Origin of the sequence: Chondrinema litorale, from assembly GCF_026250525.1 — a bacterium.
Classification (GTDB): Bacteria; Bacteroidota; Bacteroidia; order Cytophagales; family Flammeovirgaceae; genus Chondrinema; species Chondrinema litorale.
Window position 1 is genome coordinate 13,595 of sequence record NZ_CP111056.1, and the last position, 26,174, is coordinate 39,768.

Genomic DNA, 26,174 nt, shown 5'->3' on the forward strand with positions numbered 1-26,174 from the left:
AAGATAGCTAATATTTAATATTATCATCAATAATATATAAATATTTCAATAAACAGATTTCTGATCGATACTTTTAGTTGCATTCAAATTCAACTTAAAATGTCGCCATTATACCTCTACTACTATATGGGTAGTAAATGCCAATAAGTATTTTCTCTATAAATAACCTATTGCTTACTTTTAACTATTCGAATGGTTATTTTCGACCAATTTACTACAAATATGTTTCCCCATTTTTATTGATATAACATAATAAATCTATTTTAGGAAGGTTCAAATATTGAAAATTGACATAGAAGAGCTGATACTAATTAAATGATTTTCAGAGAGTTATAAACATATAAAGCTAAATTTTTCACTTGGTTAAACTCAAATGAAATAAATGTAGAAGGAGTCTTTTTTAAGGTGATAAAAAAACGCATTAAACAACTTCAACTTCAATTAGCTTGAGCCAATTTAATCTAACATTGATCAAAATCTTTTAATAGCAAAAGAAAAATTGAATAATACGGAAAACTCCCGAAAATCCTAATTCAAAATAATTGGTCAAAAAAATTCAACAATAAACAAGTTTTTAAATCACATATATGAACATTATTAAATTTACTACCAATCAAAGAATTGTAGTTATCTTTTTGTTTGTAACGTTAATTACCATTTCAGGAGCGGTTTATAATAACTTACAAACTCAACAGCTTAAAGCTGAGATAGAGAAGATATACAAAGACAATCTATTAAGTATTGAGTATTTGATTGAGGCAGATAGAGATGCCTACCAATCGAGTATTTATATTTCACATGCATTAGCTGGCCCAAGAACAGGTAGAGATATCAGTCTTGATTCAATGGTGGCAGAAATTAGAGATAACATTGAGCAATCAATGGTTAGATATGATAAGTTTTTCCAAATCTCTGCTTTTACAAAACTAGAGAAATTTAACCAGTATGATGTCTACGATGCAACTTTTAGAAATAAGCACAAAGAGCTTGCAGCTATTACTAATAAAATTGTTGCCCTTCTTAGAAAAGGTGACTACAGAAATGCTAAAGAAATTTATTATACAGAATATATTGCTGTTTTTGAACCGATGCGTTCGGCAATAGATGTTTATACCGATCTAAGTTTATCTTCTGCAGAAGATGCTTACAAATCAGGTATGGAATTAAGTGATGGCATTTTTGTGAATTCAATGATTGTTGTTGTATTGGTGTTGATATTTATTATTTCTGGTGGTATATATCTTAAGACGAGTATCTCAAAACCATTAAAAGTAGCCATGGATATTGTTGACAAAATTTCTAATGGTGATCTTAGAATTAAGGTTGAGAGAGATAAATTTAATCACAAAGATCAAATCGGATTTTTGCTTCTGAAGATGGATGATATGGCTAAAAACCAGCGCAACATTATTCAAACTGTTAAGAAAGGAGCTAACTATATAAATAAAGCAAGTGTAGAATTGAGCTCTTCTGCAGGGCAATTATCTCAGGGTGCTTCAGTTCAGGCAAGTTCTATCGAAGAAATCTCGTCTTCTATGGAAGAAATGACTGCCAATATTCAACAAAACGCAGACAACGCTAAAGAAACTGAAATAATTGCAACTAACTCAAACAAATCAGCCGACACTTCTAATAAATCTGTAGAAGAAACGCTGGAGTCTATGAGTTCAATTGTAAGAAAAAATTCAGTTATTGGAGAAATTGCAAGACAAACAAACTTGTTAGCATTGAACGCCGCCGTTGAAGCAGCTAGAGCAGGTGAGCATGGAAAAGGATTCGCAGTGGTAGCATCAGAAATTAGAAAACTGGCTGTACATAGCCAAAATGCTGCTAAAGAAATTTATGATATTTCAAGCTCAAGCGAAAAAGTAGCAAGAACTGCTGGCGATTTACTGAATAAACTGGTTGTTGAAATTGGAAGAACAAGTAGTTTAGTTGCCGAAATTAGTGCTGCTAGTTTAGAACAGAATGAAGGTGTAAACCAGATAAATGTTGCGATACAACAATTGAATGTAGTAGTTCAACAAAATGCAGCAAGTGCTGAGCAATTGGCAGCTAATTCGGAAGAGTTAAATGGACAATCTGAAAGCTTAAGACAAGCGATTGCTTTCTTTAAGTTGAATGATGAAGACGAGAATAAAGCAAATGTTGGAGGTACGCAGAATAATACTCAAACTCAAAGCTTTTCTAATTTTGAAAAACCGTTGATGGCTCCAGCAAACAAGCCATCTGGAATTAATTTAGTAATGGATCAGAACTCAGATAAGATCGATCAGGATTACGAAAAATTCTAAGTGAATCATAGATTTATATTGAACTCTGGATTGTATTTACAGTTCAGAGTTTTTTTGTTTTAAAGCTCATAAAAAGCAATTCCTTAGAGTGAAAGTATCATTCTAAGGAATTTTGCTTCAAGTAATTATTATACTATATAAAACTCTTCCCAACCTTGTCTTGGTGCAGGTCCTTTTAATAGTGCATTTGCAATAGGATTGTTTGTGATCTGTTTGGTTTCTCTATCGAAAATTATCTTTTCATTTAACCATTGAGCAATTACACCCAAATTGAAAACTTGACACAATGGCCCAGCAATTTCGAATGGTGATCTTGTTTCTTCTTCTCCTTTACAAGCTAGTAAGAAATTAGCAAAATGGTTAGAAGTACTTTCTGGAACTTCAGGAAGTTTTTTCTCCATTTTCTTAGCTGTCTTTTCAGGAATAATAGAAAGTGTACTACCATGAGAACCACCTTTAAAAATCAAATCTTTGCTATAGATTATTTTACCAGGATTCAATTTCATTGGCTGAATAGCACCATTACTTGGTGGCGGAATATCTGGATCTAATTCAGAAGCGCCATAACCTTCTGGTAATTTTGGCAGATTATCTACACCATCGTACCAAGAGATAGTCAATGGAGGCATACTTCCTCTTTCAGGGAATTTAAAATCTAAGGTAGTAGACTGCGGGAAGAAGAAATAGTTATGTCCATCAACTTTTACAGGATCAACTTCGTAAGGTAAGCCAAGGTCTAAAAATTGGTGAATGGTATCTAATATATGCGCACCCCAGTCACCAAGAGCTCCCATGCCGAAGTCGTACCAGCATCTCCACTGCCCGTTTATAAAATCTTTTTGGTATTCGTGTTTTGCAGCTGTACCAAGCCATGTATCCCAGTCTAAAGTCTCTGGAATAGGTTCACCATCTGGAAAATGCGTAATATTAGTATCCCAACCATGCCATCTTCTAGCACTGTTCATGTGAGCAGTAACCGCAGTAACATCTTTAATTATTCCAGCTTCTTTCCAAGCTTTAAATTGAAAATAATTAGCTTCGGAATGCCCTTGATTACCCATTTGGGTAACTACTTTATGTTTTTTTGCACCCTGCATCATGAGTTCTACCTCATTAAAAGTTCTTGCCATGGGTTTTTCAACATAAACATTTTTACCCGAAGACATAGCATGCATGGTTACTGGGAAATGCGAAAAATCTGGAGTTCCGACACTTACTGCGTCAAAACTATCAGACATTTTATCAAACATCTTCCTGAAATCTTGAAAATGTGGAGCATCTGGAAATCTGTTTATTACGTCTAGTGTGTGTGGAGCGCCCATGTCTACATCGCATAAAGCTACTACATTGCAATAACCTGTATTGGCAAGGTTATTTACTACTGCAGCACCTCTATTTCCGATACCGACACATGCTAAATTTACTTTGTCACTGGGAGCAACATACCCAAGCTTTTTCCCAAATACCGTAGAAGGTACAATCGAAAATGCTGCAACAGCCTTACTCCCATTTTTAATAAAACTTCGTCTTTTCATTTTACTCATTTATTGTAGTCATATTTAGAATTGAGTTCATTTTTACCAGCATTTTAGTGATTTTAAAGTTAAAATCAGTACTTTCTGGGCATTAGTTTAGAGTATACTTACTGTATCTGGAAAAATTCTGGCTAAATACTTCAACTAACTAAAAAGTATGGTTAATTATCGAATTCACTAAATAAAAAATGGTATTGCTTATATCTTCATTATTTACTTGAATCATCTAAATAGTCTGCTTCTGTTAGACTGTGAAGTACAGATTCTTGCCAATTTTTTAATTGCGTTTCTAGTTTGTTAGCAATTGCTGGATAATCTTCAAGAATATTGATTTTTTCAACCGGATCGTCTTTTATATTGTAAAGTTCTTTAATCAAATCGTCTCCTTTTTCATGTACCACCAATTTGTACGAATTATCAAGAATAGAGCGAGCACCTTTATAATCTTCTTCTACTATCTCTTTGTGGTGATAGTTTTTGAAGTTTCTTGTATAGATGTCACCAGATTTTTTTACCAGTGGAGTTGTGCCTTGTTGCAACTCATCACTAATATATGGAATACTGTCTGTCAGATGTTTAGTATCAAAATTCCAGAAACAAATCGGCTTATTACGTTCAGCAACTTCTCCATGAATGATTGGCGCAAGGCTTATTCCATCTAATGTTCTATTAGGTAGTTTTATGTCTACCAACTCGCAAAGTGTGGGTAAAATATCGGATGTAACGGTATTCAATTCTGAACGTTTAGGCTTTGTTATTTCTTCTGGCCATTCTATAATTCCTGGTACTAATGTTCCTCCTTCATATACAGTTCCTTTTAAACCATGAAGTTTCGAATTGTACAAACCACTATGCGGAATTCCATTGTCTCCGCAATACCAGATCAATGTATTATCTTTAATTCCCTCTTTTTCGAGATAATCTCTTAATTTACCTATGGCACGATCCATTGCCGTAATTTCAGCAAAACGTTCTTGCAGAACCTCAGCAAGAGGTCTTTTTACCTGTTCGCCTGTTTTAATAGAGGTTAGCTTTACTAATTGATTATCTAAACTATCTGGAAGTTGACTGTATAGTGCTAAATATTCTGGTAAAGCCTCATAGGGTTCGTGTGGTGAACCAAACCAAACTACTGCAAAAAATGGATTATCCTCTTCTTTGGATTTATCGATGAAAGATATCGTCTCATCTACTATAATTTCTGACCCTTCTCCTTTAAACTGTATGGGAAGTGACCCATTTATCGACAGCATTGGATTCATCTCGAAAAAATTATCGTGAGAAACCCAAGTATCGAAGCCCATTGCTCCCGGATTAGTTGGAGCATCTACTTTTACAGGCCCAAGATGCCATTTTCCAAAATGACCAGTTGAGTAGCCTTTGTCTCTGAGAAGCTGTGCAATTGAAATTTCTTCTGGTCTTATAGACCAACCTGGTGTAAAAGTGCCATATCTATTAGGATGTCGCCCAGTGATAATGCTACCTCTGGTAGGTGAACAAGTAGGATGAGCTGAATGAAAACGATCTAGCACCAATCCTTTTTTAGACATGTCATCAAGCACTGGAGTTTTAATAAAAGGATGACCATTGTACCCCGTTTCTTCCCAACCGTGATCATCACCCATTAATAAAATAATATTGGTTTTAGACTTTAGTTGCTGATTGTTTTGTGCATGAGTTATTTGAGGAGATAACAGTAAACCTAAAATAACCACACTTAAAATCTTATAGATAGTTCTCATCTTCTTATTCAATTTTAGACTCAATAGACTTTATTGCTTCTGCATATCTCATCCCTAACATCTCTGCTGACCGCACATCGAAATGTAGATTGTCACCTTTATGTTGGAGACCTTCTGCGCTCACTACAGCCGTATAATCCACTAAATCTGGAAGCTCCTTTATCCATTGATTAAATGTATCGGCACCATCTATAAAATAACTGAGTTCACCGACTACAAATGGCAAATTGGGATTTCCAGTAAATTTTCGAAGTCTATTAATCAGGATTGTTAATTCACTGAGGTATCTTTCTTTGGTGTATTTAGCTCTATCACTTTCTCCTTGATGCCAGAGAACTCCTTTAATTTCGCCACCAGTCTCTAATGCTTTTTCTAATCGACTTATGGCATCATCATAAGGATGTGTATTTGTGGCTTTATCAAACATTTCTGGTTGCCAAAGTTTAATAGAGGAACCACCAACAGCACAGGGAACAAGTATAATTTTGTTTTCAGTGAGTTTAGCTAGTTCATGCCCAAACATTAATCCTGGTCCAACTGCTGCAATAGATTTATCGAAATGAAGTGGATGTTCTGCTATTTTAAGCTCACCATCGGCTGTAAGCATCAATACATTTTTAGATTTGTATGTGTTTGAAAGACTATCAATTTCTCCTCTACCAGCCATATTAGATTGCCCCATTAAAGCATAAATCTCGTAGGTTTTACCTTTCGCAGATTTTTTGTTGCTTGTTTGTCCAGTGTTAATCAGCCTTTTATTACAGGCCGAAAAAATTAGCAGACTACTTATTAGAATGTAAAACCTACTGTTTGCTAAAATCAGTTTCATATTTATCTAGTAATTGTTGCTCACCTATTTTTGTTGGCTCAACTTTCATTTAATTAAATCAAACCATGTTCACAGAATTTTATGAATTTACTGGTATTACAATCGAATTACAAGAGATTAGCAGGCTAACAAACTAAATAGTAATAGATTATATCTGAAGTTATTTATTTGGAGGGTTGAATTGATTTAAAAGGTTACATTATATGATGAATTTATTCAGAATTACTTTTTAATATAATGCTAAAAATTTATGATTTCGTTCACTCAATTTTCTAAAAGTGTATCAACTTCTCAATAAGGATTTAAAGTAAATCTATCTGTTAATTATTATTAATAAATAAAGGTTTAATTATACTTTTCTAAGATTAATTAACCGTTTATTAGTACTTTAACCCTCAAATCAATTTTTCATCTACTATATAATCATCAGCTTTATCCATAAGAATTATGGCAACAGACCTTTATCCCATTTCACCTGATATTAAGGATAAATCCTTTCTTAAACCATCAAAAAAATTCAGGGAATCAGCTATAGGAGTCATTATTTCTATTATAGTTTTCTCTCTATTTTATCTTTTGCTTTTGAGTGCTTCCATTACTCTGCTTTTAGCTTGTCTTTGGTTGGGTATTATGATTTTATCTGTAAAGTTGAGTTTCTTAACCATTGCAGCAGGTTTGGGTATTATTGGTTTGGGTGTAATGCTTTTTATCTTCTGTATCAAGTTTGTGTTTTCTAAGTCTGTAGAAGAGAATCCGGAACGGGTAGAAATTAGCGAAAAGGAATTCCCTAAGTTGTTTGAATTTATCCGTCAGGTAAATGTTGAAACACAGACAAAGTTTCCCAAAAAGATATTTCTGAGCCCAGATGTAAATGCTAGAGTTTTTTATAACTCGAGCTTTTGGAGCATGTTTTTTCCTGTGAGAAAAAACCTTGAAATAGGCTTGGGTTTAGTAAACACCTTGAATATAAGCGAATTTAAAGGCGTGTTGGCTCATGAATTTGGACACTTTTCGCAAAAAAGTATGAAGTTAGGTAGCTACATCTATGTAGTAAATAAGTCTATCTTTAATCTGGTTTACGAAAAAGATAATTGGGATAATGTACTTGCCGAATGGATACAAGGTGGAGGGATTTTTGGCTTTTATGCTAGACTAACTTACTGGATTGCCCAAGGACTTCGTACCTTATTGTCATCAGCTTATAACTTAATCAATATATATTACTCTAAACTTTCTAAAGAAATGGAGTTTCATGCAGATGCTGTGGCTGTAAGTTTAGCCGGAGTAGCATCTTTTAAACAAGCGCTAAGAAAAATCAGCTTTTCAGATGCTGCTTATAACTACACTTTAGAAAACTTAAAGGACCTTTCTTCAACAAATAAAGCTAGTAAGAATCTATTCTCTAACCACAGTTTTATGCTTCAAATTCTGGCTGAAAGAAATAAGATAGAATGGAAGAACGGCAGCATTAATATTACTGATGAGCTTTTAACAAAAAGCACTTCACTTTCAAGGATTTTTGTAGAAAACCAGTGGGCTACACACCCCAGCTTAGAAGAGAGAGAAGCCAACTTTAAAGAGGTAGAAACTATATGCATTCCTGTAGAAAATTCTGCTTGGGACTTATTTGATAGTAAAGAACAAATTCAAGAGAAACTAACCAAAATAATCTATACAATTGGTTTACCAGAAACTGAGCTAGAATCGATTAATGAGGCGGAATTTGAAACTTACATTAAGGAAGAATTTGAAAAAAATACTTCCCCAGAAGAGTACAATGGATTTTATGATGATAGAAAACTATTTGAATTTAAAGTGGATGAATTGATTAAAGAGGAAGTTACGGATTATTCATTTGACAGTATTTATTCTAAAGAAAATGCTGAAAAAATTAAGCAATTTTACTCTAATAAAGAAGATTTAGAAATCTTATACCAGATAAGGAATAAGGAAAATAAAATTCGCTTCTTCGAATTTGACAATCAGAAGTATAAAAGAAATCAGATTGCACCTATTATTCAATCTTTGAGAGATGAGATAAAGAAACAAGAGATACTAGTAAATAACTTAGACAAAAAAGCATTTCAGCTCAATTATTCAATTGCATTAAAGAGTGACAAAGCAAATGACTTGATTGATTTATACACTGAGTTATTTGCAAACCAGAAGCTATTTAACCATTTAAATGATCTTGTTTACAAAGTAAATAATTTCATTTTTTCGCTTACTAATACCTTTATCACAGAAGAATATCAGGCAAAAATATTTGTAACAGAGTTTAGTAAACTCGAAAGAGATTTTAAAACTATTCTGGAAAAACAAGACAGCGATTTGCTAATAGAAATGATTCAGGATGAAAAAATAGCTCATTCACTAAGAGCATATAAAGAAAACAATCATTTCTTTAGTCAGATTACAGACTTTAATGAAGAAGGTTTCAAGCAGTTTTCAAGTCTCCTATCAGAAGCTCATAATAGTTGTGTAATCGCTTATGATAAAAGCTTTAAAAAATTAATGCATTATCAGCTAGAGCTTTTTTCTGAGAAAGCATAGCACTTTGGAACAAGAAAATCTTCTAAATGCCCTGCGATTGTTGTAAGGGCTTTTTTATTTCTTTTTCATATTTACCACTCAATTATTTACAAAGATCGTCTACTTTTAAAGCTTCATTTTTATTGAATATTGATTGATTTAAATTACTGAATGAAAAACATTTTTATCTTTTTGGGCTTAAGCTTAACAATAGCTTGCAGTTCAAATAACAGACCAGCAAAACACAACAATCCGAGAGTAATTGTAACTACTGATATAAACAACATTGGTGGTGATCCCGACGATAAACAGTCGATGGCACATTTGCTCATGTATGCAGATCAGGTTGATATTGAAGCTATTATACCAGATTTATGGATAGGAAAAGGAATTGAAGCCACCAACCAAGCTATTGATGCTTACGAAAAAGATTTTCTGAACCCTGAGTTTAACTTTGCCAAATACGATTACCCAAATCCAGATTCAATCAGAAACAAATTGGCGCAAAATAACTTAGATGCCATTAACCAAATTATTACTCTGGCAAAAAAAGAAGACAAGAGACCTTTGTATATTTTGGCTTGGGGAAATATGAACACCGTAAAAGAGGCATTATTAAAAGCTCCAGAAATTGCCGATAAAATCAGATTATTGACCATTGCCACAAACAAAATGGCGCAAAACCCAGATAGTGAGCAAAATGCCAAAGTGGAGACGTATTGTGTAGATAATAACTGGAATGGAGCCGGACGCGATACTATTTTTAACGATAGCAGATTTAAGAACCTTTGGTGGATTGAAAATGACTGGGCTTACAATGGAATGTTTGAAGATGATCAGCCTAGAAAATTTCTTGACGAAATTAAAGAAAATGGAAACTTAGGATATCATATTTGGGAGGTTGTACAAGAGCAAGAATGGGCACATTATTTTAGAGCTGGAGATACTCCTACACTACTTTATTTATTAGAAGAAATTGATCATAATGATCCCGCACAATTTACTTGGGGCGGCAAATTTGTAAAACCATTTCCTCAAGAGCATCCAAACTATTGGATCGATGCAGCTGGTACAAAATATTGGGATTATAAAGACCCTTGCAATTCATGGGAAATACAAGACATTGTTTATACTAATAGAGTAAACAGTTTGATGGATCATCGGGAAGATATGTACAATTCATTTCGATTGAAGATGAAAACATTGTATGAAAAATGATCAAAAAAATAAGCCTCAACAAATGAATTGTTGAGGTTTATTTTAATATATTTTTATTATTTAATGCTTATCTCCAACCACCACCAAGACTTCTGTAAAGTTCTACATTGGCAGCAAAAATCTGCATTTTTACATCTTCTAAGTTTAGTTCACTATCTAGTGCCTCACTTTGAGCGGTAAGAACCTCAAGGTAATTTGCCAAACCACTTCGGAATAATAGTGAAGCATCTTTAACTGAATTACGCGCAGCTGTTACCCTTTCTTGTGCTAATTCATACTCTTCTTCCAATTTCTCAATAGCTACTAAAGCATCAGAAACCTCATTAATTGCTTGGAGGAATTTATCCTTAAATTCTAGTTCTGCAATTTTTTTATCAGAAAGAGCTATCTCGTAGTTTGTTCTTAGCTTTCTCTTTTGGAAAATCGGTTGAAAAACCATTCCGTTAAGTAAGAGAAAACCTGAACCTGCCGGATTTAACAATTTTTCTAATTCAAAAGAATTTAAACCGACACTTGCACCCAAACTGATTGAAGGATATCGCATTGCATTAGCTATACCTACTCTAGCATAACTTTCCTGCAAAGAAAACTCAGCCGCTGCCACATCTGGTCTATTTCTGATAAGCTCTAATGGCATACCCGCCACATAATCACCTTCGTGCATATCCCAATCTAACTCTTCTGTAGCTATGCTTTCTGGGTAACGGCCTATTAAGCGATTCAGCCTATTTTCTTGTTTGAAATACTCTCTCTCTAATTGAGGAATTAAGGTTTGTGCTCTTAACTTTTGAGACTGAGTTTGTTTTACCGCTAGAGATGTTACCTCACCAGCATCGTACTGTAACTCAACCATACGAAGTGTACTATCACTCAGAGATAAGTTTCCTTTAAAAACTTCTATTTGCGATTCGAGTAATATCAAATTTGAGTAAGTAGTAGCTATTTCAGCGATCAATGATGTACGCACTGCTTTCTGAAACTCAATTGATTTTAAATATGAGCTTAAGCTAGCTTTCTTTAAAGATTTTAACTTACCCCAAATGTCTATTTCCCAACTAAGATCGATTGATGATTCATACTCCATCCTTTCTGTATATAAAGAAGTTGGTGCTGTTTCTCCATCATAAAAGGTTCTTGAACGATTAGAACCATAGTTGTTATAATTCTCTGAATAGAGATCTCTTCTATATTTAAATGGTGCCGCTGTTACAGAAGGCAAATAATTGGCTTTAGACTGTTTCAGTCGCGATACACCTATTTCTATATATTCATCTGCTATTTGAAGATCGATGTTATTCTTTAATGCTGTATCGATTAGTGAAATCAAAATTGAATCACTAAAAAAATCTTTCCAATTGGTTTCAGCTAAGCTAATAGAATCTTCTCCAGAGTTATTTTTTGAACCATAAAAATTAGCAGGTTCTTTGAAACTCGGTCGATTATAGGGTTCATGTATTTTACATCCAACAAGTGTCAGAAGTATTATTATAAATATATTTCCAGTATATTTCATTTTGCTAATTTTCTTGGTCAATCGTTAAATTCCATACTAAATTTATCTTGCAAACTCTGGAATATGTATGCCAATACCGGGATAATTAAAACACCCAATATAATTCCAGAAAGCATCCCCCCTGCTGTACCAATACTTACAGATTTATTACCCTGTGCTGAAGCGCCATGCGCAAACATCAGTGGAATTAATCCCACAGTAAAGGCCAATGAGGTCATAACAATTGACCTTAGACGAAGCGCACTAGCTTCTGTTACAGCTTCTAGTACCGGCATTCCTGCCCTTCTCTTTTGTGCGGCAAATTCTACAATTAGAATTGCATTCTTTGCCAATAATCCAATTAACATGATGATACCTACCTGCACATAAGTGTTGTTTTCGATTCCCGCTATTTTGATGGCTAAGAATACTCCAACAATACCCGTTGGTATAGAAAGTATTACGGCTAATGGTAACCAAAAACTCTCATACTGTGCGGCAAGAATAAAGTACACCAAAATAATACTCATAATGAAAATAATAGTAGATTCACCACCAGAGTTCTTTTCTTCCAAACTCATACTTGTCCACTCGTAGCTTAAACTTGCTGGTAGTCTGCTATCTGCTAACTCTTCTATTAAATTTATTACATCACCAGTACTATAACCTTTTGCTGGGGTTACGTTGATTTTTGCTGCATTGTACAGGTTGTATCTGTTTAATGTTTCAGGTCCAAATGCTTGTTCCAACTTTACAATGGTATTAATCGGAACCATTTTACCTTCATCATTTTTCACGAAGATGTTATTAAACTCTTTTGGCTGCTCTCTAAACTGAATATCAGCCTGCATAAACACACCATACTGACGGCTAAATCTGTTAAAATCTCCAGATTGTGTACGTCCGAAATATGATTTGATGGTAAACATCATATCTTTAATACTCACACCTAAACTTTTTGCTTTCTCATAATCGATTACCAATTTAGATTGTGGGTAATTAGGGTTAAATGATGTAAATGCATTTTCGACTTCGGTCTGCTGAGATACTTGAGCAATAAACTCGTTCACCATCTGACCAAACTCTCCAAGATCACCACCAGTTCTATCTTGCAACATTACCTGCACACCATCAAAGTCACCAAAACCTTGTACTGTTGGTCTCGGATATACGTTGATACTTGCTCCATCAATCTGTAAAAGACGTTCGGTTAGCATCTTCACAACTTCGTCAATCTTTTGAACATCTCCCCTTTCAGGCCCATCTTTCAACTTGATGTATGCCATACCAGAAGAAGGACTGTTTGCATTATCTACCACATTAAAACCAGATACTGTGTTTACTGCTGCAACTGGTGCTTCTACTTGAAGGATAGAATCTGCTTTTCTTAATGCTTCATTGGTTCTGTGTAATGATGAACCTTCCGGCATTCTTAATGACATAATCAAGAAGTTATCATCTTCCGTAGGGATAAATCCACTTGGTGTGGAGCTCATAAGGTAGCCTGTAGCAACAAATACTAATACAAGACCTAAAAGTGATAACCACTTATTATGAATACTCCATTTCACCATTGAAATGTATTTCTTAGTAGTTCTTTCGAAAAGATCGTCGAATTTTTCTAATCCTCTTTCTCTTGATCTCTTTACTTTTTGCACTACGCTGTTTTCTGTAATTTTACCTACAAAACCTGGCGTTTTACGAACTTTATCACCTCTATCTTTAAAGAACAATCTTGTAAGTACAGGGCCTAATGTAAGTGCGTTTACCGCTGAGATAAGAACCGCAAAAATAATGGTATAAGCAAACTCTTTGTAGAAAATACCTACCGGACCTTCCATAAAACCAATCGGAAGGAACACAGCTGCAATTACAATGGTAATTGAAATAATTGCACCGGTAATCTCACTCATAGCTGCTTTTACAGCTTCTTTAGCAGGCATTTTATGGTGCGTCATCTTTTCGTGGATGGCTTCCATAACCACAATAGCGTTATCCACCACAATACCTATCGAAAGTACCAGCGAGAACATACTAAGTACGTTCATTGAGACACCAACCAAACTTAAAAAGAAGAAGGTACCTACCAATGAAATCGGGATACTAACAGCTGTAATAAATGTAATTCTGAAACTCTGCAAGAAAATAAACACAACCAAGAACACAAGAAAAAATGCTTCAAAAAGTGTTTGAACCACTTGGTGCATAGACTGGTCAATCTGATCTCTTACACTGTATGAGATTTCGTAATCCATGCCATCGGGAAAAACCTTAGCTTGCTCTTCGAGAATTTCACGAACTCTCTTGTCAATTTCTACGGCATTTGCACCACTCAACTGCACAATATCTATGGTTACCGCTGGCTTGCCATCTAGTCTATTTTCACTGGTATAGTTATCTGCACCAAATTCGATTCTTGCTACATCTCTTAAGTGAAGTAAAGAACCCGTTTTATCTGCCTTAACTACTAAATTTCCGTATTCTTCGTCCTCATCAAAACGACCTTCGTGTTTCAAAACAATTTCGAAAAGCTCATCGGAGTTTTCACCAAACTTACCCGGTGCAGCTTCAAAGTTTTGATCTAATATCTGATTGTAAACATCTTTTGGTGTGAGCTCATACAATGCTAGCTTGTTTGGATCTAGCCAGATTCTCATGGCGTAGTCTCTAGATCGAAGAATACTTGCTTCTGCCAGACCTTCTACCCTTTTTAGCTCTCTTCTAACATTAATACGTGTATAAGCATTTAGAAAGGTTTCATCATACACCCCGTTTTCACTAAAGATGTTGATGGTCATGATACTACCTTTCATCCTTTTCATTACTTGGATACCTGAAGCAGTTACTTCTGGTGGAATTTGCTGGGTTACACTGGAAATACGGTTTTGAATTTCTACCGCTGCAGTGTTGGGGTCTGTACCCGGCTTAAAATATACAGTTACTCTACCACGACCAGAGTTAGTAGCCGTAGAGTTAGCGTAAGTCATGTTCTCAGTACCGTTTATTGCTTCTTCTATAGGCAATAAAACAGATTTTGCGACAGTTTCAGCGTTACCTCCAGGATAGTATACCTGCACACTAACACTTGGAGGGGCGATTTCAGGAAAACGTTCTACAGGTAGCGTAGTCATACTAACAGCTCCCGCTAGAACCAATAGTATAGAGATAACCAGTGTCAAGACTGGTCTTGAGATAATTTTTTCTAACATAGTTGATTGTTGTAAGTAATATCAGAGCTACTTACATGGCTTATTTTTACATGTAACATGAAAAGGCAACAGGATGTTTTAATTTCCTGTTAATAGCCTTCCGCTCTGGATAGGATTGATTTTTACACCATCAGTAAGTTTATTCAATCCGGATACAACGATTCTGTCATTTTCAGACAAACTCTTATTGCTGATTATGTAATCTTTTCCAGATCTTCCTTCAATTCCAATTTCCTTACGAACTGTCATATCGTTTTCATCTAAAATAAAAACAAACTTTTTGTCCTGAATTGAAATTGCGGCACTCTGAGGTATAAGGATAGCATTTGGATAGATTTGCTCCATAAGTATTTTACCTGTATTACCAGATCTTAGTAATGTATCAGGGTTGTTAAATACTGCACGAAGTGTAATTGAACCTGTGTTTCTGTTAAGTTGACCAGAGTTAGCATCAATTCTACCTGGGTGGTCATACACGTATCCATCTGCCAGAATGAGCTTTACATCTGAGCTGAATTTCTTTGATGTAGAATCATTTTTCAGTCTCTCATAGTAAAGATAGTCAGACTCACTCATTGAGAAGTATACATATACTTTGCTTACATTAGACAGAATTGTTAGCGGTTCAGAATTAGTATTTTTAATTACGTTACCAACAGATTTTGGGATACGACCGATAAATCCACTTACTGGCGCTTTAATAGTAGTAAAGCCCAATTTAATTTGCATGTTAGCTTCGATTGCTTGCGCTTTTGCTAAAGATGCTTCAGCAATTTCGTAATCTGCTTCTGCTGTTTTCTTCTTAACATCAGAGATTACTTCATTATCTATAAGTGGTTGTAAACGATCTAGCTCTGTTTTACTCTTTTTAAGCCTTGCGCTCTCTAATGCTACGTTGGCACGTGCATTTTTTAAATCTTCGATATAAGGTTGTGAATTAATTTTGAATAAAGGTTGTCCTTTCTCAACAAAGTCTCCTTCATCCACATAAATTTCTTCTAAGATTCCATCTACCTGAGGACGAATTTCAACATCTTCGATTCCTTCAACTGATCCTAAATATTGGAAAGTGTTTGCTGCTGATTGTCCTGCTAATTTCTTGACAGGTAATGCCAGTCCAGTGTCAACTTCTTCTTTTTCTTTACAACCTATAACTATAAATAAAAATAGGCCTAATACTAAAAATGGTGACTTGATAAAAAATGGTAACTTGTACATAAGCTCTTTTAATTGGTAGTGTTTCATCAGAAAATTATAAATTAATGAAATCCATTAACAGTCTACCCATTGGGAAAATTTAATGCCAACATACATATATGCAATACATTAAGTATAATATACTGGTATACAGAGCGTTATGTAAAATTGCTTTGATATAAATATAGATACAATGTGTAGAAATTATCCCCAACTTGGGGAATCAAATTTGAAGAAATATCACACTTTGTAGACTTCTGGGTAAATTCCAGAAACATTCAGGAAGGATCAGTTATTAAAACTGGAAACAAAAAGTAGATGAGTAATAATTTGACACACATTAAGCTTTTAAAAGCCAACGTCTAAATGTATATAAAATATTGTAAATATGTTATGCCTTATTTACTAAAAGAGGATTTTTTTACACCTAAAGAGGATATTTATAAACCTAAATTGCTTGTTTGGTGCTGAATAAACTTGAGGTGCTTGCCTGAAATAATTATAACTAAAAGCGAAAATAACATTTTATAGTTCCACAAAAAATCTATTTTAGGTAAAAAATAATCTACTTATATAATAGAAACAGGCTAGCCTTATATAAGGTAGCCTGTTTAACGAATCATATAATTAATAATATTGAAATGAAAATCTACGATCCTACGCTTACTACTAGATATAGCAATCCTAGAATAAACAAGACCACTAGCCAAGACACTGCAAAACCTAGTGAGTCTTCTTTATTCCATTTATAAAACTCCCAATCTGAGTCTTTAAAAATCAATGTATTTTCTCCCGCTTTATCATCAGCAGTTTCTAATCCTATACTTTTAGCTTCTTCTTTTGCTCCGTTTATTCCTACCCGAGTACGCATTTTTCTATAAAAACGATTGAGTAGTTTGGCATCATCTCTTTGAGTAAGCAATGAAATGAGCATTAAAATGCTAAATGGAAAAGACAATCTAATAAGTAACCTTACTGTCTCATTAAGTGCATAAGGATTAGACGCTAAATTGAAACCTAATTTGTCTAACACAATCATTTCCAGATATAGATAACCACTGCCAAATGCATTACCGGAATCGTCTTTCTTAATACCTTTAGACCAGAATATGGATCTTTGAGGTACTGCAAATTGCTTGGTTATTTTTTCACCAACTGCAATGGCTGCTGGTTTAGTCATAGATTGTTTAGCAATTTCACTTGCATTCTCCCATTCTATTATCTGATTTGCCCTCTGCTCAACATCCATTACTTTGGCTGTATAAACCCTTTCAATTGGAGGAATATTCGTTTGTTTTAATAGATAATCGTTGGTTCTGAGTTGAGTGAAGAGTATTGGAAGCAACAATGGAATGAGGTAGAAAATAGAGAATGTGCCAACAATAGATGCCCAAGCACCATACACATTCGCTCTTCTCCATTTTAAGCCCAACCAAAAAGCTGCGGCAAAAATTACAAAGAACTCCCAAATGAATTTGAGTACTTGCAAGATGCCATCAAACTGAGTAGTAATTAAAGCTGCTCCCACCAAATAAACTCCACCTGCAATTCTACCAACCCATATATAATGTCTCTCTGAATCTATGTTAGCAAGTGGTCTATATAAATTATTTACAATAAGACCAGATACGGTAATCATTAAACAGTCTGCTGTAGACATTAAAGCCGCCATCATACTTGCAAGCATTAAGCCCACCAAGCCAATTCCCATAGAACCTAATAGCTCTTTTGTAGCAAAGCCCCAAACCAAGTCGGAATCTGTAATGGTATCTTTATATAATAGTATAGCAGAAAGCCCTAAAACTCCCCACATTATTGTTACTACCCTTTTCATAAAGGTACCAGTAACAAAACCTACTCTGGCAGAAATCTCATCTTTAGCAGCTCCGGCAGTCACCAATTGGTTAGGCTGAGTTACAACTGTAACACTAGAAACAACTGCTGCTGCAATAATGTAATACCAAGTAAAATCTATGGTAACCGGAGAACCGAACACCTCAAAAAAGTTTTCGGGTAGTTGATTATGTAAATGATTTAAAGCTTGTAAAGCGCCTGAACCACCAAACACATTATTAATACTTGCCCAAGCAAAGGGAATCATTATAAAGGAAAGTATAATAATGAAAATCCCTTGCAGCATATCTGTATAAAAAGCTGCTTCTAAACCACCTAATGCTGTATACACTAGCACGATTAGACAGATACTCCAAATAATTACATTTTCATTTACATGCGAAAAAAGACTATTTGGGTTGAGAGTTCTCAATTCTGAAAGTCGCTCTTTGTCTCCTGTAGAGAGACTCGCAAAATCTCTACTTTCTAATGTAAAGAGTTCTTTGGCTAGTTGCTTTTCTTCTCTTTCAGTCACAGTTAGCTCATTGTCAGCTTTGGCAGTAATGGCCATGGTGGTTTTAGTAACTGCTATATAACCCACAGAAAGTAAACCCATCATACCAATAGTAGCAACCAATGCGTAAGTTGCTGCCATTTTTTTAGAGCCATATCTTTCAGTATAAAAATCTCCCATGGTTAAGATTCTCAACCGCCGTAACCAAGGAGAGGTTATCCAGAAAACTGGTGTTGCAAATAGCATGAGTAAAGAACTCCAAATACCACTTGCACCATTATTAAAAGTGGTAGTGGCTACTCCTGTTGGGCCATCTGCCGAAGTGGCTTGCCCAAAACTGGCAAAAGTTGAAGTTAGCTTACCAAATTTTCTTCCTCCTAAAAAATAATCTTCTTTATCCTTTATTTTTAGACTGGCTCTAATACCAATATATACGATTACACCAAAATAAAGGACTAATACAATAACATCTGCTATAGAAAGTCCTAACATTTTTCCCTCTTAGATTCACGTTGTAATACTGAATTTGTCTCAGTAATTTCAATTGCTTTATATTTTTCTGGAAATGCGGCGTTGCCTTCAAAGTTCTCTATTGTTAGCCGGTCAACAGCTTCACTTTTTAATGCTTCGCGGTAATATTCAGGTTTGTTATCTCCCCAATTCACAAAACAGTTGCTTACAAAAACATTGCGTGCTTTGCTAAAGAAGAATCCATAAGTACTCCCCTCAATCATTCCTTCTCCTTCGCAAGGTCTGCAATCGTATAAGCCGCCTTCGTATTGAGTAGTTTTATTAATATCGAGGTCAACATCGTTAAATCGGATATTAGAAACCTTGTCGGGAGTTTCGCCAGCTACAATAATTCCATTTTCACTTTTGCAACGGATATTACTAAAAGTGATATTTTTTATCTTTCCTACACTTCCATTTTTCTTTCCTTGTGGTAGTCTCCAACCCGCATCTTTATGGTTTTCTGTTGATCTTGGAAATGCCGTAATATAAATAGGCTCTGCTTTACCCCACCAAACATCAGAAAAGAGTCGACACTCTATAAGCATATTAGAAAAAACAATATCTGAAACTTCTCCCTCATCTCTGTGCTGTATACCCACTCCGCGATTACTATTTCTGATTATACAGTTTATAAAAGTAATATGGCTGATGCGATCCATGTTTTCTGAACCAATTTTAATAGCACAAGAAGTAGAGATTAGTGTGCAACCAGTTACTGTAATATTTTCGCAAGCACCATATTCGGCATATTCTCTTCTGTTTTTGAAACAGATGCAATCATCACCAGATTCTATATGGCAATTGCTAATTCTTACATTTTTACTGTGGTCTAGATCGATACCATCACTATTACGAACTTTTAGGCTATTTAATAGTGTCATATCAGAGATAGAAACATCGTTACAACCCACCAAGTGGAGTGTCCAGTAAGCTGCGTTTTTTAATGTGATATCTCTAATTTTTATATTGTTCCCTCCGATAAATGTAATCATATGAGGTCGGGGATCTACTATGTCAAATGGTTTAAGCTCATAGGAATGCACTAAATCTTCTCCCATAAACGCTACTCCATTCCCATCTATAATACCACCACCAGCAATAGAAACCATTTCAATATCTTTACCACCTATCCAGATAGTTCCTTCGCCTTTGTTTTCTCTAAAGGCACTCTCTAAATAAACATTTTCATCAGGGTTGGCTTTTAATATCGCTCCTGTTTGAACATAAAATTCTATGTTGGATTTTAAATCAAAAGGTCCTGTTAAAAAGGTTTTTCCTGCGGGAACTACAACTCTTCCTCCTCCAGCATTAGAACATTCGTCTATTGCTTGTTGTATTGCTTTGGCATCATCAATTTGCCCGTTCCCTGTTGCTCCGAAATCTAAAATATTGTATATTACCATAAGAAATATGTAGGGCATAAGTACATAGTAACAAATATACAAAGCATAACAAAAATTAATAATAAACTTGTCGTATGTTTGTATAAAGACACTATTACATTAAAATAAAAATTTATCGTGAGTAACCAACACAAAAAGTTAAAACCGATTCGACAAACTTCTTTAGCAGACCAAGTAGAAACCACTCTTATAGAATACCTCAGGCAAAATAATTTTTCTGCGGGTGATGCATTACCAAAAGAGATGGAACTTGCTGAAGACTTAGGAGTAAGTCGAAATATTATTCGTGAAGCATTAAGCAGACTAAGAATGCTGGGGATGATAGAATCTAAAAAGAGAAAAGGTATGATACTTACCGAACCAGATCTTTTTAGTGGTGTTGAAAGAGTAATGTCTCCGAATATCTTAGGGGCAAATGCCATGAAAGATATATTTGAACTTCGACTTGTATTAGAAGTTGGAATGGGAGATTTACTGTTTGCTCGTTGCACACCAAAAGATATTGATGAGCTTGAACAAGTAGCCAAAAAAGAAGCTGATGATCCCAAAACTAGTTCTTTAAAAGTAAGACTTAACTACGAAATAGAGTTTCATTCCAAACTTTATGAGATGTCTGGCAATGATACTTTAAAACGGTTTCAAAATATGTTGTTACCAATATTCAATTACATGATGGAAGAAGAAGCCAAACTAGAAAAGAAACCTGAAAAAGGAAATGTTTCTCATTTCGATCTTGTAGAAACACTAAGAAATGGAACACCAGATCTATTTAGAGAAAACATGCGCGAACACTTAACACCTCACTATTCCAGATTGTCTACAGGTTGTTAAATACAACTGGAATACACTAACTCTCTCTCTTCACTTAACGCTAAGCATACACAAATTATAAGCTCTTTGTGTTACAATAGATTCTACTTAATAAGTATCCCTTTTCAGGTTTTAATACTTTTTCATAGCGGTCTTATTCCTTAGAATTACCTCCCGGTTTTTTAATTTTCCGGAAGGTAAAAGTTCAACTCTAAGCTAATTTTTTATTAATACCCTGTATTCTGAGTGATGGTACCATTGGTAATATCAATCTCAGTTTGAGGAATTGGCCTTAAATAATGTTTGTCTGTTAAAGAATTATTTAAAGCAGCATGTGGATTATGCGCCAAAGTACGCTCAATCAATTTGCTAGTTCTTTTAAGGTCCATCCAACGGTTAGCTTCACCAGTTAATTCTCTTGCTCTCTCATCTAAGATAAAATCAATATCTACATCACTTTCTGTAATTGCTGTGCTAATGCCAGCTCTCGATCTTATTGTATTGATTTTTTCTGCTGCTGAAGAAGCATTTCCTAATTGCAAGTATGCTTCTGCTGCTATCAAATACGCCTCTCCTGCTCTCATCATCACCATATCTCTGGTACCTTGAGAAGACTGATCTGGTTGTGTAAATGGCACTCCCGGATTATCGAATTTTTTAAACATTGGATAATGTACTTCAGTAGTACCATCATTTGCGAAATAATCATCTGGATTAATTACTGCATAAGGAACTGCTGCAATCTCACTATCGCTCCAAGCTACTTTAGGGAAGAAAATCGCTGTGTCTCCTGCTAAGATAGTTCCATCTTCTGAGTCTTCTTCAGCATAGATTACTCTTCTGTAAGTTGCTTCTGCTCTTTCGTCTTCTTCTGTGAAAAGTGAATAGTAGAACGGAGTTAAAGCTGGCCCTAAACCTTTTTGGTAGTTATCGCCACGAGTCATTCCCGGATAATCGAAGTATCTGAATTTGTACATCATATGGCGAGAGTTACCCCAACCTCTACTTACAGAATTATCTCCGAATAAATAAGCAAAAACTACTTCTGAGTTTCTTTGGTTGCCAACATCTACTAAATCTTCGAATGTACCCACTAAAGAATAGCTGCTGATAATGGTTTCTGCTAGTGATGCTGCTTCAGTAAAATCTGAACTTGAACCAAAAGATTTGTATGCTCTTGTTAATAACACTTTAGACATCAAAAATCTAACAGCATCTTTAGATACTTTTCCGTATTCACTTGGATCATCTGCTACGCTTGCTAATGCATCTTCTAAATCAGTTACAATTTGTGTGTAAACTTCTTCTTCTGTGTTTCTAGAAAAGTCTGTTACTGCTGTTGTTACCTGATTAAGTACCAATGGCACTCCACCGTAATTTTCTGCCAATTTAAAGTAAGACCATGCTCTAAAAAACTTCGCTTCACCTACGCCAGTAGTTTTAGTAGTTTCGCTTACACCTTCAATTGTTTCTGCATTGTCTATTAAAACATTTGCTGCAGAAATAATCGCATATTGATTTCCCCAATACACTTGGTATGCGTAAGTTGAAGGATTTACATTTACATAATCGTTTATCTCGTCTGTACCTGTAATAGAACCACCTCTGGTTACTACATCAGTTCCCAAATCTTCGAATACGTAATACATATCTGCTACGTATCTAGTTGTATTCTCTCTTGAGATTTCGTACACGTATGCTAATAACTGATCGAAAGTTTCTGAATCGGTATTAGCAGTCTCTATAGTGATAGCAGTATAGTTTTCTTCTTCTAGAAAATCTTCACAAGATGTAAAAGTTAATCCTGCTATCAATAATATTAAAGTTGATGTATATTTAATCAATTTCATTTTCTCAAATATTTTTAATTTAGGATAAATTAGAAGCTCAGATTTAGACCTGCCATATACGTACGAGACATAAATGCTGCACCCCAAGTATTTCTACCAGCACTTTCAGGATCCCAACCATCATATTTTGTGAATAAGAATGGGTTTTGTACAGTAGCGTAAATTCTAAGATTACTTAATTTAAGCTTATCAAGCGCATTGTAAGGTAATGTGTAACCCAGTGTAATGTAGCCTACTTTTGTAAATGAAATATCTTTGTATTTAATCGCTTGCTGATAAGTACCTCCGTTACCTGGCTGATACCAATCGTTTGTCGGATTGTCTGGAGTCCAGTAATCTACATCGTAGCCATTAAATGTTCTTGACGGTTCACTATCCCAAGGGAATGAGAAGGCACTGTGGAAGTTACTTAATACTGTGCTACCTTGACTTGTGTAGATAAAGAATGCTAAGTCAAAGTTTTTGTAGTTCATTGTACTAGTAAAACCACCTGTCCATTTTGGTGTTACATTTCCGATAATCGTTCTGTCACCATCTGCAGTAATTTGTCCATCGTTGTTGATGTCTCTTACTTTAACCTGACCCGGACGCTGACCATATTCTGCAGCTTCTGTAGCTTCGTCTAATTGCCATACACCTTCATACTCATAGTCGTAAATTGAACCAATTGACTCACCTACTCTATGTATAAAGTTTGTTCCTTGCGCAGAGAAATAAATATCTTCTAAATCTCCGTAAAGTTTATCTAAAGTGTTTTTGTTACTTGCAAAGTTGAAATTGGTTACCCATTTAAAAGTGCCATTATCAATGTTTACAGTATTTAAACCAAACTCAATACCTTTGTTAGTAGATTCCCCAACGTTAGCATATGTTCCACCATAACCTGTAACTGCTGGTAGTGGAGAGTAGAAAATGATATCGGTATTTTTTCTGTTGTAAACATCAATAGAACCAAAAATTCTATTATTAAGGAAACCGTAATCGAAACCAACGTTAATCTCAGTAGTTCTTTCCCAAGTTAAATCTTCGTTAGCTAAACCAGTGATGTAAGCAGTTTGTACTGCTGCATCTCCAATGTTGGTAGCACTTGTAGTAAGCAAAGATTGAGAAGCCAAAGGAACCAATCCACCACCTTGACCATTGTTACCAGTTTGTCCGTAGCTCAAACGAAGTTTAGCTTCTGTAACCGCATTTTGGTTTTGCATAAAATCTTCGTCTATAATTCTCCAAGCAAATGCAGCTGATGGGAAGAATGCCCATTTGTTCTTTTCTGATAGAATTGAAGCACCATCATAACGACCTGTGAAAGTAAATAGATACTTGCCGTTTAATGTGTAGTTTAATCTACCAGTATAAGATTGTATTGATTGCTTAGTGAAATCACTAGATACTTCGCGAATATCTGTACCCGCATCTATGTTGTAAAATAAGTAATCGTCTGTAGTGAAATTACGAACTTGCGTATAGTAACCTTCATCTCTTTCCATAAACTGAGAGTAAACAAAAGTCGCATTTAAACCATGTATGCCTTTCGTTAATGAATAGTTAGCTATGTTATCCCAAGTATATGAGAAGTAGTTAAAGTTGTTTACTTGTGCTCTTCTGTTAGAAGCGTTACCACTCACACTTTTAGAAAGCAAACCTCTGTACTCTCCGTAGCGAGTGAACTTAAGGTTTGGCGAAAACTTAGATGTTAAGGTTAAACCTTTTGTAGGAGTAACTTTTACTGCTATATCAGCAAGGTATTGTAAATATTTTGTCTCTTTAGTAACTGTTTTAGTATCATATAATGGGTTTGTAATCTGAGTTTCTTTTGCAATCGGATAGTATCTCCAAGAACCATCGTCGTTGTAAGGTCTACCAATTGGCTTTAATCTATATGCACTTCTGAATGCTTCCCAGCTACCTGTGTTTTGGATAGCAGCAGTCATATAGTTACTGTAGCTGATGTTTAACCACTTGTTAAGATCGCTACTTAAATTACCACGCAAATTGTAACGAGTGAAATCTTCTCCTTCGATATTACCCTTGTCGTGTGTGTAACCAAAGCCAACTCCATATTTTGTTGTTTCGTTTCCTCCACTTAAATCTAATGTGTGGTTTGTTTGAAAGCCATTCTTTAAAATCAAATCTACCCAATCGGTATTTACGCCGTTTGCCACATTTTCCATCTCCTCATCACTAAAGTAATCGGCAATGTCTACATCAGAAGCACGCATACTTAAATCGCCATTGGTTTGAGCAAACTCGTTACCTACAACTACATCTTTCACAAACTGCACATAACCATCTGCATCAAACATCGGTGGTAAATGGTAAGCCTCTTTTACACCTATATAGTTGTTATATCTAACCGTCATTTTGCCACTTGCTCCTCTCTTGGTTTGGATAATTACAACACCATTAGAACCTCTAGAACCATAAATCGCAGTAGCAGAAGCATCTTTCAACACATCCATTCTTTCGATATCCGCTGGGTTCAAGAAAGAAATATCTGAAACGAATATACCATCTACAATAAACAATGGGTTTTGACCTGGGTTAAAACCACCATTAGAAGCTGTCTCATTAGTATTAATTGTACTCGCACCACGAATCCTTATGTTGAATCCACCTGCACCAGGCTTGTTATCTGTTCTTTGAATTACAACACCCGGAACCTGACCTTGTAAAGCTGAAACCGCATCTACCTTATTGGTTTTTGCAAGTTGCTTGGAGTCCATCGAAACTACAGAACCGGTAAGGTCAGATTTTTTAACTTCACCGTAACCAACTACCACCACTTCTTCTAAAGCCTGAAGGTCTGTGGCTAGTGCAACATCAATAACTGATTGGTTATTAACCTGAATTTCTTGGTTTACATAGCCAACATAGCTAAAAATCAAGGTAGCAGCATCTGAAACACGAATTTGAAACTTACCATCAATATCGGTAATTGTACCTGTTGTTGTGCCAGAAACATATACTGAAACTCCGGGAAGACCTTCACCGGTTTCACCATCTGTTACTGTTCCTGAAATTGCTTTTGAATCATCCTGTGAAAAGACGGGAGCAGCGAACAAAATTGCTGCTATAATAAGAGGCACAGAAAACCCCTTTAACAGTTTTCTACTCATTTTCATACTTTTTTTAATAATTAAATGTGTTTGACATTCCCTCAAAAAATGAATCTAAGATCTATCTAAACACTAGTAAATTGTAAT

General features: G+C 35.1%; 14 protein-coding genes. 4 read left to right on the forward strand and 10 right to left on the reverse strand.

The window, feature by feature from the left end:
- The first annotated feature begins 587 nt into the window (after positions 1–587).
- Positions 588–2,294 (forward strand): methyl-accepting chemotaxis protein, encoded by a 1,707-nt coding sequence (locus OQ292_RS34600; protein ID WP_284688862.1) that lies wholly within the window; start codon positions 588–590, stop codon positions 2,292–2,294.
- A 128-nt stretch (positions 2,295–2,422) separates the two neighbouring features.
- Here the strand turns inward: OQ292_RS34600 and OQ292_RS34605 are convergent, their stop codons facing one another.
- The 3 genes from OQ292_RS34605 to OQ292_RS34615 form a co-directional block, all read right to left on the reverse strand.
- Positions 2,423–3,838, reverse strand: a complete 1,416-nt coding sequence (locus OQ292_RS34605) for a Gfo/Idh/MocA family oxidoreductase (RefSeq protein WP_284688863.1) — start codon at positions 3,836–3,838, stop codon at positions 2,423–2,425.
- Between the two features lie 200 nt (positions 3,839–4,038).
- On the reverse strand, positions 4,039–5,571 hold the full coding sequence (locus OQ292_RS34610; protein ID WP_284688864.1) for a sulfatase family protein: 1,533 nt from the start codon (positions 5,569–5,571) through the stop codon (positions 4,039–4,041).
- Positions 5,572–5,575: 4 nt separating this feature from the next.
- Entirely contained in the window at positions 5,576–6,400 is an 825-nt protein-coding gene (locus tag OQ292_RS34615) for a sialate O-acetylesterase (RefSeq protein WP_284688865.1), read from the reverse strand.
- Between the two features lie 447 nt (positions 6,401–6,847).
- Here OQ292_RS34615 and OQ292_RS34620 point away from each other — a divergent pair, with 447 nt between their 5' ends.
- A complete protein-coding gene (locus OQ292_RS34620; protein WP_284688866.1) occupies positions 6,848–8,953 on the forward strand; it encodes a M48 family metallopeptidase in 2,106 nt (701 codons plus the stop codon).
- 150 nt (positions 8,954–9,103) lie between these two features.
- A complete protein-coding gene (locus OQ292_RS34625) occupies positions 9,104–10,150 on the forward strand; it encodes a nucleoside hydrolase-like domain-containing protein (protein ID WP_284688867.1) in 1,047 nt (348 codons plus the stop codon).
- Between the two features lie 67 nt (positions 10,151–10,217).
- Here OQ292_RS34625 and OQ292_RS34630 read toward each other — a convergent pair whose 3' ends face one another.
- From OQ292_RS34630 to OQ292_RS34650, 5 genes are all read right to left on the reverse strand, one after another.
- Positions 10,218–11,663: an efflux transporter outer membrane subunit gene (locus OQ292_RS34630; RefSeq protein ID WP_284688868.1), complete on the reverse strand. Its 1,446-nt coding sequence runs from the start codon at positions 11,661–11,663 to the stop codon at positions 10,218–10,220.
- Between the two features lie 17 nt (positions 11,664–11,680).
- Positions 11,681–14,851 carry an efflux RND transporter permease subunit gene (locus tag OQ292_RS34635; protein WP_284688869.1) on the reverse strand — a complete coding sequence of 1,057 codons (3,171 nt, stop codon included), beginning with the start codon at positions 14,849–14,851 and terminating at the stop codon, positions 11,681–11,683.
- 78 nt (positions 14,852–14,929) lie between these two features.
- The gene (locus tag OQ292_RS34640; RefSeq protein WP_284688870.1) at positions 14,930–16,096 is read right to left on the reverse strand and encodes an efflux RND transporter periplasmic adaptor subunit; all 1,167 of its coding nucleotides are present in this window, start codon (positions 16,094–16,096) and stop codon (positions 14,930–14,932) included.
- Between the two features lie 601 nt (positions 16,097–16,697).
- The gene (locus OQ292_RS34645; RefSeq protein WP_284688871.1) at positions 16,698–18,887 is read right to left on the reverse strand and encodes a sodium:solute symporter family protein; all 2,190 of its coding nucleotides are present in this window, start codon (positions 18,885–18,887) and stop codon (positions 16,698–16,700) included.
- Positions 18,881–20,311 carry a glycoside hydrolase family 28 protein gene (locus OQ292_RS34650; protein WP_284688872.1) on the reverse strand — a complete coding sequence of 477 codons (1,431 nt, stop codon included), beginning with the start codon at positions 20,309–20,311 and terminating at the stop codon, positions 18,881–18,883. Before OQ292_RS34650 ends, OQ292_RS34645 begins: the two co-directional genes overlap by 7 nt.
- Positions 20,312–20,428: 117 nt before the next feature.
- Here OQ292_RS34650 and OQ292_RS34655 point away from each other — a divergent pair, with 117 nt between their 5' ends.
- On the forward strand, positions 20,429–21,142 hold the full coding sequence (locus OQ292_RS34655) for a FadR/GntR family transcriptional regulator (protein WP_284688873.1): 714 nt from the start codon (positions 20,429–20,431) through the stop codon (positions 21,140–21,142).
- Positions 21,143–21,348: 206 nt separating this feature from the next.
- Here the strand turns inward: OQ292_RS34655 and OQ292_RS34660 are convergent, their stop codons facing one another.
- Both OQ292_RS34660 and OQ292_RS34665 read right to left on the reverse strand, forming a co-directional pair.
- Positions 21,349–22,971: a RagB/SusD family nutrient uptake outer membrane protein gene (locus OQ292_RS34660; protein ID WP_284688874.1), complete on the reverse strand. Its 1,623-nt coding sequence runs from the start codon at positions 22,969–22,971 to the stop codon at positions 21,349–21,351.
- 29 nt (positions 22,972–23,000) lie between these two features.
- The gene (locus tag OQ292_RS34665) at positions 23,001–26,087 is read right to left on the reverse strand and encodes a SusC/RagA family TonB-linked outer membrane protein (RefSeq protein WP_284688875.1); all 3,087 of its coding nucleotides are present in this window, start codon (positions 26,085–26,087) and stop codon (positions 23,001–23,003) included.
- Positions 26,088–26,174 lie beyond the last annotated feature (87 nt).

Coding starts and splice junctions, on each gene's coding strand:
- OQ292_RS34600 (WP_284688862.1), top strand. CDS start 588: ATGAACATTATTAAATTTACTACCAATCAAAGAATTGTAGTTATCTTT.
- OQ292_RS34605 (WP_284688863.1), bottom strand. CDS start 3,838: ATGAGTAAAATGAAAAGACGAAGTTTTATTAAAAATGGGAGTAAGGCT.
- OQ292_RS34610 (WP_284688864.1), bottom strand. CDS start 5,571: ATGAGAACTATCTATAAGATTTTAAGTGTGGTTATTTTAGGTTTACTG.
- OQ292_RS34615 (WP_284688865.1), bottom strand. CDS start 6,400: ATGAAACTGATTTTAGCAAACAGTAGGTTTTACATTCTAATAAGTAGT.
- OQ292_RS34620 (WP_284688866.1), top strand. CDS start 6,848: ATGGCAACAGACCTTTATCCCATTTCACCTGATATTAAGGATAAATCC.
- OQ292_RS34625 (WP_284688867.1), top strand. CDS start 9,104: ATGAAAAACATTTTTATCTTTTTGGGCTTAAGCTTAACAATAGCTTGC.
- OQ292_RS34630 (WP_284688868.1), bottom strand. CDS start 11,663: ATGAAATATACTGGAAATATATTTATAATAATACTTCTGACACTTGTT.
- OQ292_RS34635 (WP_284688869.1), bottom strand. CDS start 14,851: ATGTTAGAAAAAATTATCTCAAGACCAGTCTTGACACTGGTTATCTCT.
- OQ292_RS34640 (WP_284688870.1), bottom strand. CDS start 16,096: ATGAAACACTACCAATTAAAAGAGCTTATGTACAAGTTACCATTTTTT.
- OQ292_RS34645 (WP_284688871.1), bottom strand. CDS start 18,887: ATGTTAGGACTTTCTATAGCAGATGTTATTGTATTAGTCCTTTATTTT.
- OQ292_RS34650 (WP_284688872.1), bottom strand. CDS start 20,311: ATGGTAATATACAATATTTTAGATTTCGGAGCAACAGGGAACGGGCAA.
- OQ292_RS34660 (WP_284688874.1), bottom strand. CDS start 22,971: ATGAAATTGATTAAATATACATCAACTTTAATATTATTGATAGCAGGA.
- OQ292_RS34665 (WP_284688875.1), bottom strand. CDS start 26,087: ATGAGTAGAAAACTGTTAAAGGGGTTTTCTGTGCCTCTTATTATAGCA.